The organism is Shouchella shacheensis, from assembly GCF_001484965.1.
In the GTDB taxonomy this organism is placed as follows: Bacteria; Bacillota; Bacilli; order Bacillales; family Bacillaceae_D; genus Shouchella; species Shouchella shacheensis.
In genome coordinates, this window is record NZ_LLYY01000053.1 from 1 (window position 1) to 14,997 (window position 14,997).

Below are 14,997 nucleotides of genomic sequence, written 5' to 3' on the forward strand. Positions count from 1 at the left end.
CAACTATATTAGGATATACCTGTCTATTTCGGCCTGCGAAAGTTGAGTTCTTTAGAATTAGCGAGTGGATGTGGTGCAGGAGGGAGACCCATTCAGAGGGCCTTTTAGGCCGAGGCCGGTAAGAGAGGCTTTCAGCCGCAGAGCAAACCACCCGTTACCACGGGTGGTTTTGATTCGTGCGGTTTTGGAGCCTCTCAAACCCCTTTCCCTTTCTTTTAAAGCAGCCTCATTATAAGCTTGAGGAAAGAGGTGAGTAATGAATGAGATACAGCTTGTATCAAATGGAGATCAAGGCTGGAGACGCGGATGAGAATCGCAGAAAAGTAAAGGATTGGGCAGATGAGGTGTGTAAAGGTGAAGAAAAGCCGGACATCTTGGTCCTTCCAGAAATGTGGACGACAGGCTACACACTTGAAGAATTAGACGAACGAGCAGAGGAGGATGGAGCAGAGACAATTCCTTTTTTAAAAGGATTAGCAAAACAGCACGACGTTCATATGATCGGCGGTTCCGTTGCCAATAAAAAAGCGGGGGGGATTTACAACAGCGCGTTTGTCGTCAATGCCAAGGGAGAGCTTGTCTACTCGTATGATAAAATTCATCTCGTACCTATGTTGAATGAACCTGCGTTCTTAACGGGCGGAGAAGAGAAAGTGGCCGTCTTTGAATTAGACGGAGTGAAGATGGGCGTTATTGTTTGCTATGACTTGCGCTTTCCAGAGCTTGCCCGCCAGCTCGCCCTTGATGGTGCACAGGTGCTGCATATCGTTGCAGAGTGGCCAGACGCACGCTCTACCCACTGGGAGGTTCTGCAGCAGGCACGGGCGATTGAAAACCAGTTCTACGTCGTCTCCGTGAACTGCGTCGGTGGCTACAATGGAACAACGTACGCGGGACGCTCCATGGTGACGAATCCGTGGGGAGAGTGTCTAGTAAAGGGAGATGCGCGAGCGGAAGAAACCCTTTCCCTTCAGCTCAACCTGGAACAGACAAAACAAATTCGAAAAGACGTCCCGGTGTTCAAGAGCCGACGACCGGAATTTTATTAACCCGAAAAGCAGAGGCGGGTCGAGCAGAAGCGCGAATTTTGGAGACTGACAAAAGAAACTCCGATTTTAAATTTCGTTGTCAGGGCGAAAAATCTCGAAGTTCCCGCCGGAGTTAGACAACCCGAAAAGCAGAGGCGGGTCGATCAAGACATAAAAGAGCCACGCGGGTAGAGTTCCCCTGCGTGGCTCTGTGCTTGTTACGTGTAAGACGGCTGACGCTCGCCTGAAGCAATCTCCTCCATATAGTGGCATGCCCCTTGATGATCTTCTGTCATGTCCTCCGTCGTGCGAAGCATTGGGTCGTCGGTTCTGCATTTGTCAGTAGCAAACGGACAGCGTGTGTGGAACCGACAGCCAGACGGCGGATCGATCGGAGAAGGCACATCGCCTTGGAGTACAATCCGATTCTTCTTTTCCCGCGGATCGGGTTTGGGGATGGCGGAAAGAAGCGACTTCGTGTAAGGATGCTGTGGGTTATCAAACACCGACTTCTTATCACCCATCTCCACAATGCGCCCCAAATACATGACGATGACGCGATCAGAAATATGACGCACAACGCCAAGATCATGGGAGATAAACAAATACGTTAATTTAAGCTCACGTTGTAACTTTTTGAGCAAATTGATGACCTGGGCTTGAATGGATACATCTAGTGCGGATACAGCCTCATCACAAATAATCATTTTCGGATCAACAGAGAGTGCGCGAGCAATACCGACCCGCTGGCGCTGACCGCCACTGAATTCATGCGGGAAACGATCAATTTGGTGAGCACCCAGGCCAACGGTTTTCATCAGTTCCTTAATCCGCTCATTGTGCGTGGATTTTGGAATGCCTTGAATCGTCATCGCTTCTGAGAGAATTTGACGAACCGTTTGGCGCGGATTGATCGATGCATAAGGATCCTGAAAAATGATTTGCAAGTCCTTGCGCTTTTTTCGCATTTGGCCACGGTTTAACGCAAGTAGATCCTCGCCTTGAAATTCAACCGTACCACTGGTAGGTTCGTCCAGACGGAGAATGGCTCGCCCTGTGGTTGATTTCCCGCAACCGGATTCACCAACAATGGAGACCGTCTCCCCCTCTTTAATATCAAAGGTCACCCCATCAACGGCCTTTACATGATTGACCGTACGGCCAAAGAAGCCACCCTTGATGGGGAAGTGTTGTTTTAAATCATTGACTTTAACTAATTCATTGGTCACGTTGAACGTTCACCTCCGGATCGCCGTCCCATTTCTCTGAGTAAATCCAGCAGCGAATTTGATTTCCATCCTCATCCGTCTCAAGTGCAGGCAATTCTTGGCAGATATCACTTGCAAACGGGCAGCGAGGAGCAAAGCGACAGCCGGAAGGCATTTCCCCCGGTGCTGGAACGGAGCCTTTAATAATCGACAGGTCGCCTTCAACGTCCACATCGTGGCGAGGAAGGGACTGCATCAAGCCGACCGTATAGGGATGGCGCGGGTTATTAAACAGTTCATCGACCGTTGCAAATTCAACTACTTGCCCGCCGTACATGACCGCGACGTGATCACAAGTCTCTGCCACTACGCCAAGGTCATGCGTGATCATAATCACGGACATGCCAAGACGGGTTTGCAAGTCACGAATCAACTCCAAAATTTGCGCTTGAATGGTGACATCCAAGGCCGTCGTTGGCTCATCGGCAATGAGCAGCTCGGGATTACAGGCAAGAGCCATGGCAATCATGACGCGCTGTCGCATTCCTCCGGAGAGCTCAAACGGATATTGATGGACCCGCTTTTCCGGAGAAGGAATGCCAACGAGCTTCAGCATTTCAATGGAACGAGCAACCGATTCTTTTTTCGATAGGTTTTGATGAATGCGGTACGACTCACCGATTTGCTTCCCTACGGTAAACGTAGGGTTCAACGAAGTCATTGGTTCTTGAAAGATCATCGAAATTTCATTGCCGCGAATCTTGCGCATTTGTGCTTCTGATTTATCAAGAAGGTTTTCGCCTTTAAATAAGACTTCCCCGTCCTTCACTTTTCCAGGATTGCCGATTAAACGAAGGATGGAAAGAGAGGTGATGCTCTTCCCAGACCCCGATTCGCCGACAATGCCAATGGTCTTTCCCTTAGGTACGTCAAATGTAACGCCGTCTACGGCTTTGACTTCCATTTTGTCAGTGAAAAACGATGTACGAAGATCACGCACTTCTAAGATGGCATCATTAGCCAATCGTCTCACACCTTTCTACTTTTATAATCAATACCGAACGTTTAATTGGTTTCCACGCGCTTATTAACAAGACGGTAGGCAATATCGACAAGTAAGTTCACGAGAACAAATAATAGGGATGCGACAAGAATGCCCCCTTGCATCACAGGAAAGTCTCTTTGCAGAATTGCATCGAGAATGAGCCTTCCCATGCCGTTAATGGCAAACACACTTTCAGCGAGAACCGCACCGCCAAGCAACGTACCGAACTGTAAACCTGTCACGGTGATGACGGGGATCAACGCATTTTTCAAGGCGTGCTGGTAAATGACGTAACGCTCCTTTACCCCTTTGGCCCGCGCTGTCCGAATGTAATCGGAACCGATCACATCGAGCATACTGGAACGGGTCATACGGGCAATAATCGCTGCACCGCCGACACCGAGCATAAATACAGGCAGAACAATTTGATCAAAGTTTCCCCACCCTGACGGCACAAACCACGCGGTATCAAGGAAGGAGCCAATCCACGGCAAGTTCCCAAGCGCAAACCACTGAATGAGCAAGAGCCCAAGCCAAAAGTTTGGCATAGATAGACCGAACAGAGCGACGACCATAAGCGAAGAATCAACCAGTGTTCCGCGTTTGGTCGCGGCAATGATTCCTACGATAAGACCCATAAAAATACTTAAGATGGTACTATATACCGTTAACTCGATCGTCACTGCCACTCTAGGCATGATTAAGTCAACGACAGGGCGGCTGTTACGAATGGAGTCGCCCATGTCCAACTGAACAAGATTGGAGATATAAGTAAAGTACTGCACAGGAAGCGGATCGTTTAATCCAAGACGTTCTTCAAGCGCCGCTACTTGTTCAGGACTTGCCGATTCACCAGCCATAATTTGGGCAGGGTTGCCCGGGATGAGGTGCATCAGCAAAAAGACAAGCACGGTGACACCTAGTAAAACAGGAATCGTTTGCAGCAAACGACGAATAATAAAAGTAAACAAGAGTGCACCTCTTTTCTATTTTTTCAGTTTCGGGTCGAGTGCATCACGCAGACCATCACCAAAGATGTTGAAAGCCAGTACGACCAAAATAATGGCGAGCCCTGGTGCATACGTTAAATGCGGAGCGTTAAACATATAGTTGCGCCCATCGTTTAGCATCGCGCCCCATTCTGGGTCTGGAGGCTGCGTCCCTAAGCCTAGAAAAGAAAGCCCTGCAGCGCTTAAAACAGCAGTAGCAATATACAACGTTGTTTGAACAATAATCGGCGACATAATATTAGGTAGAATATGTTTAAAGATAATGCGTAAGTCATTCGCACCCAGTGCTTTCACTGCATCAATGTATTCCAGCTTCTTCACCGTCAGCGTGGAACCGCGAGCAATCCGGGCAAAGGTAGGGAAAGCACCGATGGCGACGGCATAGACGACGTTATTGAGTCCAGGCCCAAGCGCTGCGACGATGGCAAGTGCTAGAATAATACCAGGAAAAGCCAGGAAAACATCAATAATACGCATGAACACGGTGTCGACTTTTCCTCCATAATACCCTGAGACGATTCCAAAAAACGTTCCAACCGTCCCACCAATAGCGACAGACATAAAGCCAATATAGAAGGTGATGCTCATGCCATGAATCAGTCTAGAAAAAACATCTCGTCCGAAATTGTCTGTTCCAAACCAATGGTCGGCAGACGGTGGCGCCAGTTTGTTCACTACCTCCTGCTCGTTTTCACCGTAGGGTACGAGAAAAGGTCCGACCCAAGAGATGACGAGGAGGAGGACAATTAAAATTCCTCCGAACATTGCCGATTTATTTTGAGCCAGTCGTTTTAAAAAATCCTTCCAGCTTCTCAGTAGAGGATTTTCGGCAGAGCTAGCAATCGGCTGATCTGCAGGTTGAGGCTGTTGCGTCATGTTCAACTCCCTTTCTATGCAATATTAAACTATTGAAAGCGCATTATTTGATTATACATCAATAGTAATGGGGAAACAATCTGAAAACTACAATCTTAATATAACATTCTATAGTGTCATGTAGTCGTTTGTAAAGGATCTTTTTATTTTGTCGAAATGCCAGTTTATTGTATTTGCAAAATGATAAAGATGGTGTCGTCTTGCTTCTTTCTTTGTCGAAAAAAAAGAATAGTAGAAAAACAATTGCTTCTTTATCAACGTTTGTGGTAAGGTTTGAATACTTAAGAAATCAAAATTGAGAGAAAAGGAGAATGTTTAATGAGTAGGCAATTTTCTTTAAAAAACGCATCTTTTGGCTTGATGCTATCATTCATGCTTTTTATGGTTGCCGCATGTGCAACGGAGCCGACAGAGGGCGATGAAACGGAAGGAGACGCCTCGGATGGACAAGCGTCTGAAGGCGAAGAGGGAGGAGAGGGAGGGGACCTTCTGATCTCGATGCTAAGCGAAGCCGTCTCTCTCGATGTACATGGCTCCAACGATACATACTCCTCAAACATGACATCACAAATCTATGAAACACTGGTTCAGCATGATGCGGATCTCGAGCTGCAGCCGGACCTTGCCGAAGACTGGGATCAAATTGAAGATACGGTTTGGGAGTTTGAGCTTCGTGAAGGCGTGACTTTCCATGATGGGGCTGAATTTAATGCGGAGGCCGTAAAAGCCAACTTCGACCGGATTTTAGATACAGATATCGCCTCTCAACGTGCCTTCCTTTATGAAATGGTCACAGAGGTTGAAGTGGTCGACGACTATACCGTGCGTTTTCACACGGAGTATCCGTTTGCCCCGCTGCCTGCGCATCTTGCTCATGATGGGGGCTCGATTATGAGTCCAGAGAGCATCGAAGCGGACTATGCAGCGATGGAAGAGGGCGAGGAACCAGGTTCTTATATTAACGCCAATGCTTCAGGAACAGGCTATTTTGCCTTTGACGAGTGGGTGCAAGGCGATTATATCCGCCTCACCAAAAACGAAGACTATTGGGGCGAACCGGCAAAAGTCGATACAGTTACCGTGCGTGTCGTACCAGAAGGGGGCACGCGAATGGCTGAATTGCAAAGCGGCAACGCCCATATTATCGATCCGATAAGCCCAAATGACCTTGCCGAAATTGAGGCGACGGATGGGATTACCGTGGATACGCAGGAAAGTGTCATGATTATGTATGTCGGCTTCAACGCAGAACAAGAGTATCTTGACAATTCGAATGTTCGTAAGGCGATTTCCTTGGCGATCGATCGAGGCGAAGTGTTAGAAGCAGCCTATGATGGGGTGGGGATTGAAGCCAAAAGCCCTCTAGCTCCTGCGGTGTTTGGGTATGATGAAAGTATTGAGTCCAATGAACATAACTTGGATGAGGCCAGGCAATTGCTTGCAGAGGAAGGGTTAGAAGACGGGTTTGACATTACGTTCCATACGAGTGATGAACAAGAACGTCAGTACATTGCCGAATATGTCCAAAGCGCGTTGGAAGAAATTAATATCAATGTGAGCATTGATGTACAAGAATGGGGGAGTTTCCTTGATTTCACGGCGGAGGGAAATCAGGAAATGTTCGTCTTAAGTTGGTCGACAGTTACGGGTGATGGCGACTACGGCCTGTATCCGTTATTCCATTCCTCGAACCAAGGAGCGCCGGGGAATCGTACCTTTACGGATAGTGAAGAGTTGGATGAGTGGCTTGAGATAGGAAGAGAAAGTTCAGATGAGGCAGAACGATTAGAAGCCTACCGAGAAGTACAAAACTATATTGCGAAAGAAGCGATTATTCAACCGCTGGTGCACCAAGACTATATGGTCGGTCTCAGTGAGGATGTCCAAGGCTTTTGGCAGCACCCAACACGAAAGCTTATGTTGCAAGATGTGACGATCAATTGATGTTTAGATAGACGGACGGTCCCCTCCATGGAGAAATTTCAATGGAGTGGGCACGTTTTCAATTTTTTATCCCAATGTTGAGAAAAAAATTTTACTTTGCAGTTGTGTATTTGTGCAAAATAGTTTATAGTAAAATTGTTTTAAAACAGAAAATTTATGAACGAGGGGGATGAAAATAATATGAAGCGTTTAAAAAAACCTTTTTATGGCGTGATGGCATTGGGATTGGCTGTGGGTCTAGGGGCATGTGCTAGTGAGCCAAATGACGGCGATTCAGCTGGCGGCGACGATGGCGATAACGGGTCTGCGGAAGGGAATGGTGAAGCCGGCGACCTTGTGATTTCTATGCAGTCAGAGATTACTTCCTTTGATCCGCATGATGCGAATGATGTACCAACGAATCAGGTGCAGGACCAAATCTACGAAACTCTTATCGAGTTTGATGAAGATATGGAACTTCAACCAGTGCTTGCTGAGGACTGGCAGATAGAAGACAATACAATTACCTTTCAACTGCAAGAAGGGGTCACCTTCCATGATGGGGAAGAGTTTAATGCCGAAGTCGTAAAGAAAAACATTGATCGTATTACCGATGAGGAGATTGCCTCTCAGCGCGCGTTTTTATTTAATGACATCACAGAGATCAACGTCCTAGGTGACTATGAAATTGAATTTGTTACGGAAGAACCGCTTGCTCCGTTGATCTATAGCTTTGCTCACAGCGGTGGAAACATGATTAGCCCAGCTTCCATTGACGAGGACTATGCTGCAATGGAGGACGGCGAACAGCCTACTACTTATGTGAATGAGCACCCAGTAGGTACGGGTTATTTCAAACATGAATCAGGGACTACGGATCAAGAAATTGTCCTCGCGAAGAACGAAGATTACTGGGGTGAAGCGGCAAAGCTTGATACCGTTACTTTCAAGGTCGTCCCTGATGGCAATACACGTGTAGCTGAAGTTCAATCCGGCACGAGCCACATCTCTGAACCAACAGAAACGCAGTCTGCTGCTCAAGTTGAAGAAACGGAAGGTATGCACCTTGAAGTAACAGACAGCCTGTCTACCAATTACATTGGTTTTAATACGCAGAAAGAACCTTTTGATGACCCAGATGTTCGTCGGGCGATTTCCATGGCAGTGGATAATGAAAGTGTTGTAGAACTACTCTTAAATGGGTATGGCATTCCTGCCACAGGTCCTATGGCTCCAGATGTTATTGGATACGATCCTGATGTCGACGGCATCCCTTACGATCCAGAAGGAGCGAAAGAGCTTCTTGCTGAAGCAGGGTTCGAAGAAGGGGAGTTGGAATTTACAATCTCCACAAACGATACCCAAACACGTCAAGATCTAGCTGAGTATGTTCAAGGGCAGCTACAAGAAATTGGCGTAACAGCAAATATCGAGCTCGTGGAGTGGGGCGCTTATCTTGAGCAAACGGGTGAAGGGAACCACGACATGTTTGTGCTCGGCTGGGGCTCTGCGACAGGAGATGCAGATTATTCCCTAGACCCGATCTTCCACTCGGATAACTTTGGGGACCCAGGCAACCGTTTCTTCTATGAAAATGAAGAAGTCGATCAACTTCTAGATGAAGCGGCTGCTGAGATGGATCACGATGCACGAATGGATTTGTATTCTGAGGCTCAAGAAATCATCACGGAAGATGCACCAGCGATCTTTGTCGACTATAAACAAGACCTCAACGCTGTTCACGATAGCGTGGTAGACTTTAAGCGTCACCCAACGGGTACGTTAATGCTTCATGAGGCCTACATCGAAGAGTAAGAGAGTAAGGCAGCGAGGAATCGCTGCCTTACTTTAGCTTCTGCGGGGAGAAGCTCGGGATTTCCTCTCTGACTATTGCCTTTTTCATCTGCGTTTGCTATCCTAGTCTTTGTGAGTTTGAAAGAAACATGTCTATACGTATGGAGGAATACCCAAGTTCGGCTGAAGGGGTCGGTCTCGAAAACCGATAGGCGGGGCAACTCGCGCGAGGGTTCGAATCCCTCTTCCTCCGTCATTGTTACCGATCACACGACCACAGAGGCTGGCCGTGTTTTTTTATCTAGCTCCGACGGGTAGGCGACCCGTCTGCTTTTGGGATTTGTACGAGAATAAGGGGGTGCAAGATGGAAACGGTTCATGAGCAATGGATGAGAGAGGCGCTGGTGCTGGCGAGAAAAGCGGAGGAGTTGGGCGAAGTTCCGATTGGGGCACTGATTGTGAGGAACGAAAAAGTCGTTGCATCGGCATACAATCAAAGAGAGGCGGATCAAGCAGCGCTTGCTCACGCCGAACTTCTTGCCATTGAGCAGGCGTGTCGGGAGCTTGGCACTTGGCGACTTGAAGGCTGCACGCTGTATGTGACGTTAGAGCCGTGTCCAATGTGTGCAGGGGCGATTGTGCAGTCGCGAATTCCAACCGTTGTGTATGGGGCGAGTGACCCTAAAGCTGGGTGTGCGGGCACACTGATGAATTTGCTGGATGAGCCACGGTTTAATCATGCGAGTGCAGTGATCTCAGGGGTGTTAGGCGAGGAGTGCTCGGAGCAGTTGACAAGCTTCTTTCGATCGTTGCGAGAGAGGAAAAAACGAGAAAGGAACGAGTAAACGCATCGGGTTTAGAGCCAGTGTTCTTTCATATGCTTGGAAGTAGCATGGGAATCACCAAAGGATACCTTAGGGAAACGAGAGAAAGTGTAGAAGCATTTGTTGGAACAGTTTTACAAATAAAGGTGGCCAAAACACCAATGTTTAGTATAATAAGGAATGTATATAAAAGTAGGCCAGAAATTAAGTAAATACGAACCCATACTTACAGGAGGTACATCTCACAGAAATGGAAATTTTTATCTCGTATATTGTCATTTTCATAGCAGGTGCGATTCCGTTTTTCGAGGCCATTTATGTTATACCCATCGGTGCGATCGCCGGATTGCCTATCATACCTGTAACCATTTTCGCTTATCTTGGCAATTTGCTTTCTGTGTTGCTGATGATTTATTTCATTGACCGCATCAATGAGTGGAGAAAGAATAGGAAAAAGCGGAAAGGGGAAGAGGTGGAATCCAAGAAGGAACAGCGTGCTCGTAGGCTTTGGGACAAGTACGGTATGGTCGGCATGCTATTTATTGGTCCCTTTCTTATTGGCAGCCACCTTTCAGCGTTTCTCTCTGTCATTTTCGGAACAAATGAAAAACGAGTAGCGGCGGTGTTTACCTTCACCTTGCTCATTTCCTGCATGATTATGGCTGTTGTCTCTGCCCTTGGTGTAGATGTCATTGGAGAACGTACAGGAAGTGAAGGGTTTCTGATTGACTTTCTAAACAATCGAGAGTAACAGAGACTTGGTTCTAGCCCCTTTCTCATTTATGGAAATTGGTTACGCTTGTTGCATTTTCACCTCCTATCGAGTATACTAAGGAATGCGTCAGATTGGCGCCTAAACATGTTATCCAATTTGCCGTGCTAGGTGGGGAGGTAGCGGTGCCCTGTCACTCGCAATCCGCTATAGCGAGGCTGAATCCCTTTTTGAGGTCATGCTTCTGCAAGGCCTGCCCTAAGTAAGTGGTGTGGACACTTGGGTTCTGCGCAACGGGAACCCATGAACCCTGTCAGGTCCGGAAGGAAGCAGCAGTAAGTGGACCCTCCCGTGTGCCGCAGAGTCGCCTGGGTCGAGCTAACTGTTTAGGTAACGCTTGTGGAAGCGTGATCGAGGAAAGGTGCACGGCATTCAATACTTATCATGAAAACAGCTGCGGCACGTGGTTGTTTTTTTATTATTGTATGGAAGAAAGCTCGCTTTAGATAAAAGCGAGCTTTTTGTCTAGCTCCGGCGGGTAGAAGCTCGGGATTTTTCGGTCCTGACATCGAAATCCAAGTTCGGGATTTCTTATGTCAGGCCTTCCAAAATCCTCGCTTCTGAGCAACCCGCCTGCGCATTTCGGTATTGTCTAGCTCCGGCGGGTAGAAGCGTCGAGATTTTTCGCCCTGACAACGAAATCCAAAACCGGGATTTCTTTTATCGGGTCTCCAAAATTCGCGCTTCTGTTCGACCCGCCTACGCTTTTCGGTCAATAAAATGAGGAAGATATACGTGGTTGGCTACTCAAGCTTTAAACGTCTTCTGAAAACAGCTATAATAGAATGACCATTGAATGAAGGACAGGGGGAAGCCGATGAGCTATCAAGCCCTTTATCGCGTCTGGCGTCCGCAACTTCTGGAGGATGTTGTGGGGCAGATGCACATAACGAAAACGCTGAAAAATGCGCTCATCCAACAAAAGCTCGCCCATGCCTATTTGTTTTCCGGTCCGCGGGGGACGGGCAAGACGAGTGCGGCGAAAATTATTGCCAAAGCGATCAACTGCGAGCGTGCGCCTGTCGCTGAACCTTGTAATGAGTGCGCCGCTTGCCGGGGAATTACGGCTGGTTCCATTGTTGATGTGATTGAAATTGACGCGGCTTCTAATAACGGGGTCGATGAAATTCGCGACATTCGCGACAAGGTCAAATTCGCCCCAAGCGAAGTCCGCTACAAAGTCTATATCATTGATGAAGTTCACATGCTCTCTACCGGTGCCTTTAATGCGCTTTTGAAAACGCTCGAGGAACCTCCAGCTCATGTCATCTTTATTCTCGCGACAACAGAGCCACACAAAATTCCTCTTACGATTATTTCTCGTACGCAGCGATTCGACTTTAAGCCGATTACGAATGGAGAACTCGTTGATCGGATGAAACATATTATGGAAACGAACGAACAAACCTATGAAGAAGAAGCGCTTTTCTTGATCGCCCGTGCAGCGGATGGAGGCATGCGTGATGCGCTTAGCTTATTGGATCAAGCGATTTCCTTTTCCGATGAAAAAGTGAGCGCTGAAGATGTGCTCATGATTACTGGAACCGTGTCCCGTGAGGCGCTCATGACCATTGCTCGTTCGCTCGGTCATGGGGATACAAAGGAAGCGCTGGAAACGTTAGATCGCGTTCTTCGCGGCGGCAAAGATGGCAAACGACTTTTGGAAGACTTGATTTATGTGTTTCGTGACATGCTGCTTTTTAAAGCAGCACCAGAAGCCACTCACTTGTTTGAGCGGTCTGTGTTGAATGAAGAATTCAGCCAAATCGCCGCTGGTTTTCAAAATGAGTGGTTGTACGCAGCGATAGATGCCTTAACGGAAAGCCAGCAAGAAATGAAATGGTCTCAGCATCCGAACATCGTGTTGGAGCTGGCGCTTATTAAGCTGTTAAACGCGCGCTCCTGGCGTGAAACAACCGGAGTAGAAGCATCTTCAAATGCTGCCGTTCAAGAGCTTGAAGGGAAGCTGTCCAAGCTGGAGAATGCGATAAAACAACTGCAGGCAGCTCCCTCTACTGTCGAAGGGGATGGCAATAAAAAAGCGTCTGCTTCTGCGCCGAGAAGAAAAATGCAAAAGGGTTCTCAGCAACCGCGGGCAGCGACGGGGCAAGTGAAGGAGATGCTCCAAGAAGCGAGCAAACAACAGCTTCAGCAAGTAACAAGCCGCTGGGGCGAAGTGATGGAGCGTATGAAAACGACAAGTGTTCCGGGGCATGCCTGGCTTAGCGACAGCAAACCAGTAGCCGCCTCTGAGACAAAGGTATTGCTAGCGTTCCAAAATGAAATGCATCGTGATATGATGGATACAAAGTTTCGGGAAACGCTATGCCAAGTGCTTGCGGATGTTTTCGGAGATCATAGCGATTTTCTCACACTCCTTGGTTCTCAGTGGGAGAAAATTAAAGAAGAGTATGTGAAAGTCAGACAAGAGGACGGGGAAGACCCTGCGCCTGCAAATCCACTTATTGATGAAGCGGTCAAGCTTGTCGGCGAAGATTTAATCGAAATGACGGACAAATAAAAAGGACAAAGGGGTGCCAGGAACAATGAAAAACATGGGCAATATGATGAAGCAAATGCAAAAGATGCAAAAACAAATGGCTAAAGCACAGGAAGAACTGAAGGAAAAGACAGTCGAAGCAACAGTCGGTGGCGGTATGGTGACCGTTGTCGCTTCGGGAGATAAGCGCATTGTAGATATCAAAATTTCCGAAGATGTCGTTGACCCTGAGGATATTGACATGCTTCAAGATCTCGTTCTTGCGGCGACCAACGAGGCGCTTAGTCAAGTCGATGAGCTTGTTGAACAGGATATGGGTAAATTTACGAAAGGCATGAATCTGCCGGGCATGTTCTAGGGGGTGAGGCTTTGCAGTATCCACAACCAATTGCAAAATTAATCGAAGGCTTTACACGTCTGCCCGGAATAGGCCCAAAGACCGCCAGCCGTCTAGCCTTTCATGTCATTGATATGAAAGAAGACGATGTGCTTGAATTTGCGAAGGCACTTGTCCACGCGAAGCGCGACTTAACCTACTGTTCCCAATGCCACAACATTACCGATACCGATCCTTGCTACATTTGTAATGATTCGCATAGAGACAAGTCAGTGGTCTGTGTTCTTCAAGAATCACGCGATGTGATTGCAGTGGAAAAGATGCGCGAATATACGGGGCTTTATCATGTTCTCCATGGCGCCATCTCACCAATGGACGGGATCGGGCCGGAAGATATTAAAGTTCCAGAGCTGATCAAGCGTCTGCAGGATGACACGATTCAGGAAGTCATTATCGCTACCAATCCTACCATTGAAGGGGAAGCGACGGCGATGTATATGTCGCGTTTAATCAAACCGACAGGCATTAAAGTGACGCGACTCGCTCACGGCCTCCCTGTAGGTGGAGATTTGGAGTACGCGGATGAAGTGACGCTTTCCAAAGCAATAGAAGGAAGACGAGAACTGTAAGGCAGGCGATGTCCATGTTTAGGAAGAAAGGGTTGCTTCGCAAAGAAGAAGATGCGCGCCTTGTGAACGATTTTAATACGTTAAAGGCGAAGGTTGATTCACAGCGACAATTGCTTGCACAAAGCGTGGATCCTTCTGACGATGTGATCAAGCAACAAAAATTGACAGAAGCTCTTTATTCGTTTTTACACAAAGAAGCGCGTGTGCGCCACGCGAGGCAGAGCAAATAGAAAAAGCATTCGGCCGTTGGTCGGTGCTTTTTATGTCTAGCCCCGGCGGGTAGAAGCGACGAGATTTTTCGCCCTGACAACGAAATCCAAAACCGGGATTTCTTTTATCGGGTCTCCAAAATTCGCGCTTCTGTTCGACCCGCCTGCGCTTTTCGTGTCTAGCTCCGGTGGGTAGAAGCGGCGAAATTTTTCAGTCGTGCCCTGAAATCCAAGTTCAGGATCTCAAGTGGAGGCCTTCTAAAATCCTTGTTTCTGAGCATCCCGCCTACACTTTTCTTTTGGAATCGATTCGAAAAAGCGTGCATATAGTAGAGGAAGACGAGCTATATGAGGTGGAAAAATGGAACCATGGTTATTGTTTTCAATACTGGGCGTTGTCGTATTGCTTTTGCTTACGCTAGGGGCTCCAATGAGGCCGATTCGACTGCTCGGCCAACTCGGCGTTCGATTGGTTGTAGGCACGCTTCTGCTATTTCTAATCAATGCCGTGGGCGGCACGGCTGGGCTGTTTGTGCCAATTAATGGGATAACTGCTGGTATTGCGGCGATTCTTGGGATCCCAGGCGTAGCAATGCTCATAGCACTTCAGTATTTTGTCGTCGGTTAAGCGATCGAACAAAGGCTCTGCAGGGGCCTTTTTGTTTTTCTTTGAAAAAACCCTTGCCAACACTAAAGTAGAATGATATATTATTATTTGTCCTTAAAACAATGTTGTTCACACGACGCTTTAAGAAACTATATTTAAAAAGTTGTTGACGTGCATTGTTTTGAATGATATATTAATTGAGTCGCCAACAAAAGAGAGCGACCAACGAGTTCTT

14 protein-coding genes, 1 tRNA gene and 1 other RNA gene are annotated in these 14,997 nt (G+C 47.5%); 12 read left to right on the top strand and 4 right to left on the bottom strand.

Translation table 11 applies throughout. The annotated features are described in order from the left end of the window. Positions 1 to 260: 260 nt before the first annotated feature. Positions 261 to 1,049: a carbon-nitrogen family hydrolase gene (locus AVZ68_RS18770; protein WP_059106110.1), complete on the top strand. Its 789-nt coding sequence runs from the start codon at positions 261 to 263 to the stop codon at positions 1,047 to 1,049. Between the two features lie 197 nt (positions 1,050 to 1,246). Here AVZ68_RS18770 and AVZ68_RS18775 read toward each other — a convergent pair whose 3' ends face one another. From AVZ68_RS18775 to nikC, 4 genes are all read right to left on the bottom strand, one after another. Continuing rightward, the gene (locus AVZ68_RS18775; protein ID WP_059106111.1) at positions 1,247 to 2,257 is read right to left on the bottom strand and encodes an ABC transporter ATP-binding protein; all 1,011 of its coding nucleotides are present in this window, start codon (positions 2,255 to 2,257) and stop codon (positions 1,247 to 1,249) included. Continuing rightward, positions 2,247 to 3,200 carry an ABC transporter ATP-binding protein gene (locus AVZ68_RS18780; RefSeq protein WP_082676792.1) on the bottom strand — a complete coding sequence of 318 codons (954 nt, stop codon included), beginning with the start codon at positions 3,198 to 3,200 and terminating at the stop codon, positions 2,247 to 2,249. Before AVZ68_RS18780 ends, AVZ68_RS18775 begins: the two co-directional genes overlap by 11 nt. A 101-nt stretch (positions 3,201 to 3,301) precedes the next feature. Continuing rightward, entirely contained in the window at positions 3,302 to 4,252 is a 951-nt protein-coding gene (locus AVZ68_RS18785) for an ABC transporter permease (protein WP_059106113.1), read from the bottom strand. A 15-nt stretch (positions 4,253 to 4,267) separates the two neighbouring features. Further along, a complete protein-coding gene (gene nikC, locus AVZ68_RS18790) occupies positions 4,268 to 5,167 on the bottom strand; it encodes a nickel transporter permease (protein WP_059106114.1) in 900 nt (299 codons plus the stop codon). A gap of 318 nt (positions 5,168 to 5,485) precedes the next feature. Here nikC and AVZ68_RS18795 point away from each other — a divergent pair, with 318 nt between their 5' ends. The 11 genes from AVZ68_RS18795 to AVZ68_RS18840 all read left to right on the top strand — a co-directional run bounded on the left by AVZ68_RS18795 (position 5,486) and on the right by AVZ68_RS18840 (position 14,783). Next, a complete protein-coding gene (locus AVZ68_RS18795; protein ID WP_059106115.1) occupies positions 5,486 to 7,111 on the top strand; it encodes a glutathione ABC transporter substrate-binding protein in 1,626 nt (541 codons plus the stop codon). A 180-nt stretch (positions 7,112 to 7,291) separates the two neighbouring features. After that, on the top strand, positions 7,292 to 8,905 hold the full coding sequence (locus tag AVZ68_RS18800; protein ID WP_059106116.1) for a glutathione ABC transporter substrate-binding protein: 1,614 nt from the start codon (positions 7,292 to 7,294) through the stop codon (positions 8,903 to 8,905). A 142-nt stretch (positions 8,906 to 9,047) separates the two neighbouring features. Then, positions 9,048 to 9,137: transfer RNA gene (locus AVZ68_RS18805), tRNA-Ser, on the top strand. Between the two features lie 112 nt (positions 9,138 to 9,249). Beyond that, positions 9,250 to 9,729 carry a tRNA adenosine(34) deaminase TadA gene (gene tadA / locus AVZ68_RS18810; protein WP_059106117.1) on the top strand — a complete coding sequence of 160 codons (480 nt, stop codon included), beginning with the start codon at positions 9,250 to 9,252 and terminating at the stop codon, positions 9,727 to 9,729. Positions 9,730 to 9,958: 229 nt separating this feature from the next. After that, positions 9,959 to 10,459, top strand: coding sequence for a small multi-drug export protein (locus AVZ68_RS18815; RefSeq protein ID WP_059106118.1), 501 nt, complete (start codon positions 9,959 to 9,961; stop codon positions 10,457 to 10,459). Positions 10,460 to 10,582: 123 nt separating this feature from the next. Next, positions 10,583 to 10,849, top strand: an RNA gene (gene ffs, locus AVZ68_RS20050) — signal recognition particle sRNA large type. 448 nt (positions 10,850 to 11,297) lie between these two features. After that, positions 11,298 to 13,001: a DNA polymerase III subunit gamma/tau gene (dnaX, locus tag AVZ68_RS18820; protein WP_059106119.1), complete on the top strand. Its 1,704-nt coding sequence runs from the start codon at positions 11,298 to 11,300 to the stop codon at positions 12,999 to 13,001. 25 nt (positions 13,002 to 13,026) lie between these two features. Then, a complete protein-coding gene (locus AVZ68_RS18825) occupies positions 13,027 to 13,338 on the top strand; it encodes a YbaB/EbfC family nucleoid-associated protein (protein WP_059106120.1) in 312 nt (103 codons plus the stop codon). Positions 13,339 to 13,349: 11 nt separating this feature from the next. Next, the gene (recR, locus tag AVZ68_RS18830; RefSeq protein WP_059106121.1) at positions 13,350 to 13,946 is read left to right on the top strand and encodes a recombination mediator RecR; all 597 of its coding nucleotides are present in this window, start codon (positions 13,350 to 13,352) and stop codon (positions 13,944 to 13,946) included. A 14-nt stretch (positions 13,947 to 13,960) separates the two neighbouring features. Beyond that, entirely contained in the window at positions 13,961 to 14,176 is a 216-nt protein-coding gene (locus AVZ68_RS18835; RefSeq protein ID WP_059106122.1) for a YaaL family protein, read from the top strand. A gap of 340 nt (positions 14,177 to 14,516) precedes the next feature. Then, a complete protein-coding gene (locus tag AVZ68_RS18840) occupies positions 14,517 to 14,783 on the top strand; it encodes a pro-sigmaK processing inhibitor BofA family protein (RefSeq protein WP_059106123.1) in 267 nt (88 codons plus the stop codon). Positions 14,784 to 14,997 lie beyond the last annotated feature (214 nt).

Bases quoted from the DNA above. Each gene is read 5' to 3' on its own strand.
- AVZ68_RS18770 (WP_059106110.1), top strand. From the start codon at position 261: ATGAGATACAGCTTGTATCAAATGGAGATCAAGGCTGGAGACGCGGAT.
- AVZ68_RS18780 (WP_082676792.1), bottom strand. From the start codon at position 3,200: ATGGAAGTCAAAGCCGTAGACGGCGTTACATTTGACGTACCTAAGGGA.
- nikC (WP_059106114.1), bottom strand. From the start codon at position 5,167: ATGACGCAACAGCCTCAACCTGCAGATCAGCCGATTGCTAGCTCTGCC.
- AVZ68_RS18795 (WP_059106115.1), top strand. From the start codon at position 5,486: ATGAGTAGGCAATTTTCTTTAAAAAACGCATCTTTTGGCTTGATGCTA.
- AVZ68_RS18800 (WP_059106116.1), top strand. From the start codon at position 7,292: ATGAAGCGTTTAAAAAAACCTTTTTATGGCGTGATGGCATTGGGATTG.
- tadA (WP_059106117.1), top strand. From the start codon at position 9,250: ATGGAAACGGTTCATGAGCAATGGATGAGAGAGGCGCTGGTGCTGGCG.
- AVZ68_RS18815 (WP_059106118.1), top strand. From the start codon at position 9,959: ATGGAAATTTTTATCTCGTATATTGTCATTTTCATAGCAGGTGCGATT.
- dnaX (WP_059106119.1), top strand. From the start codon at position 11,298: ATGAGCTATCAAGCCCTTTATCGCGTCTGGCGTCCGCAACTTCTGGAG.
- AVZ68_RS18825 (WP_059106120.1), top strand. From the start codon at position 13,027: ATGAAAAACATGGGCAATATGATGAAGCAAATGCAAAAGATGCAAAAA.
- AVZ68_RS18835 (WP_059106122.1), top strand. From the start codon at position 13,961: ATGTTTAGGAAGAAAGGGTTGCTTCGCAAAGAAGAAGATGCGCGCCTT.
- AVZ68_RS18840 (WP_059106123.1), top strand. From the start codon at position 14,517: ATGGAACCATGGTTATTGTTTTCAATACTGGGCGTTGTCGTATTGCTT.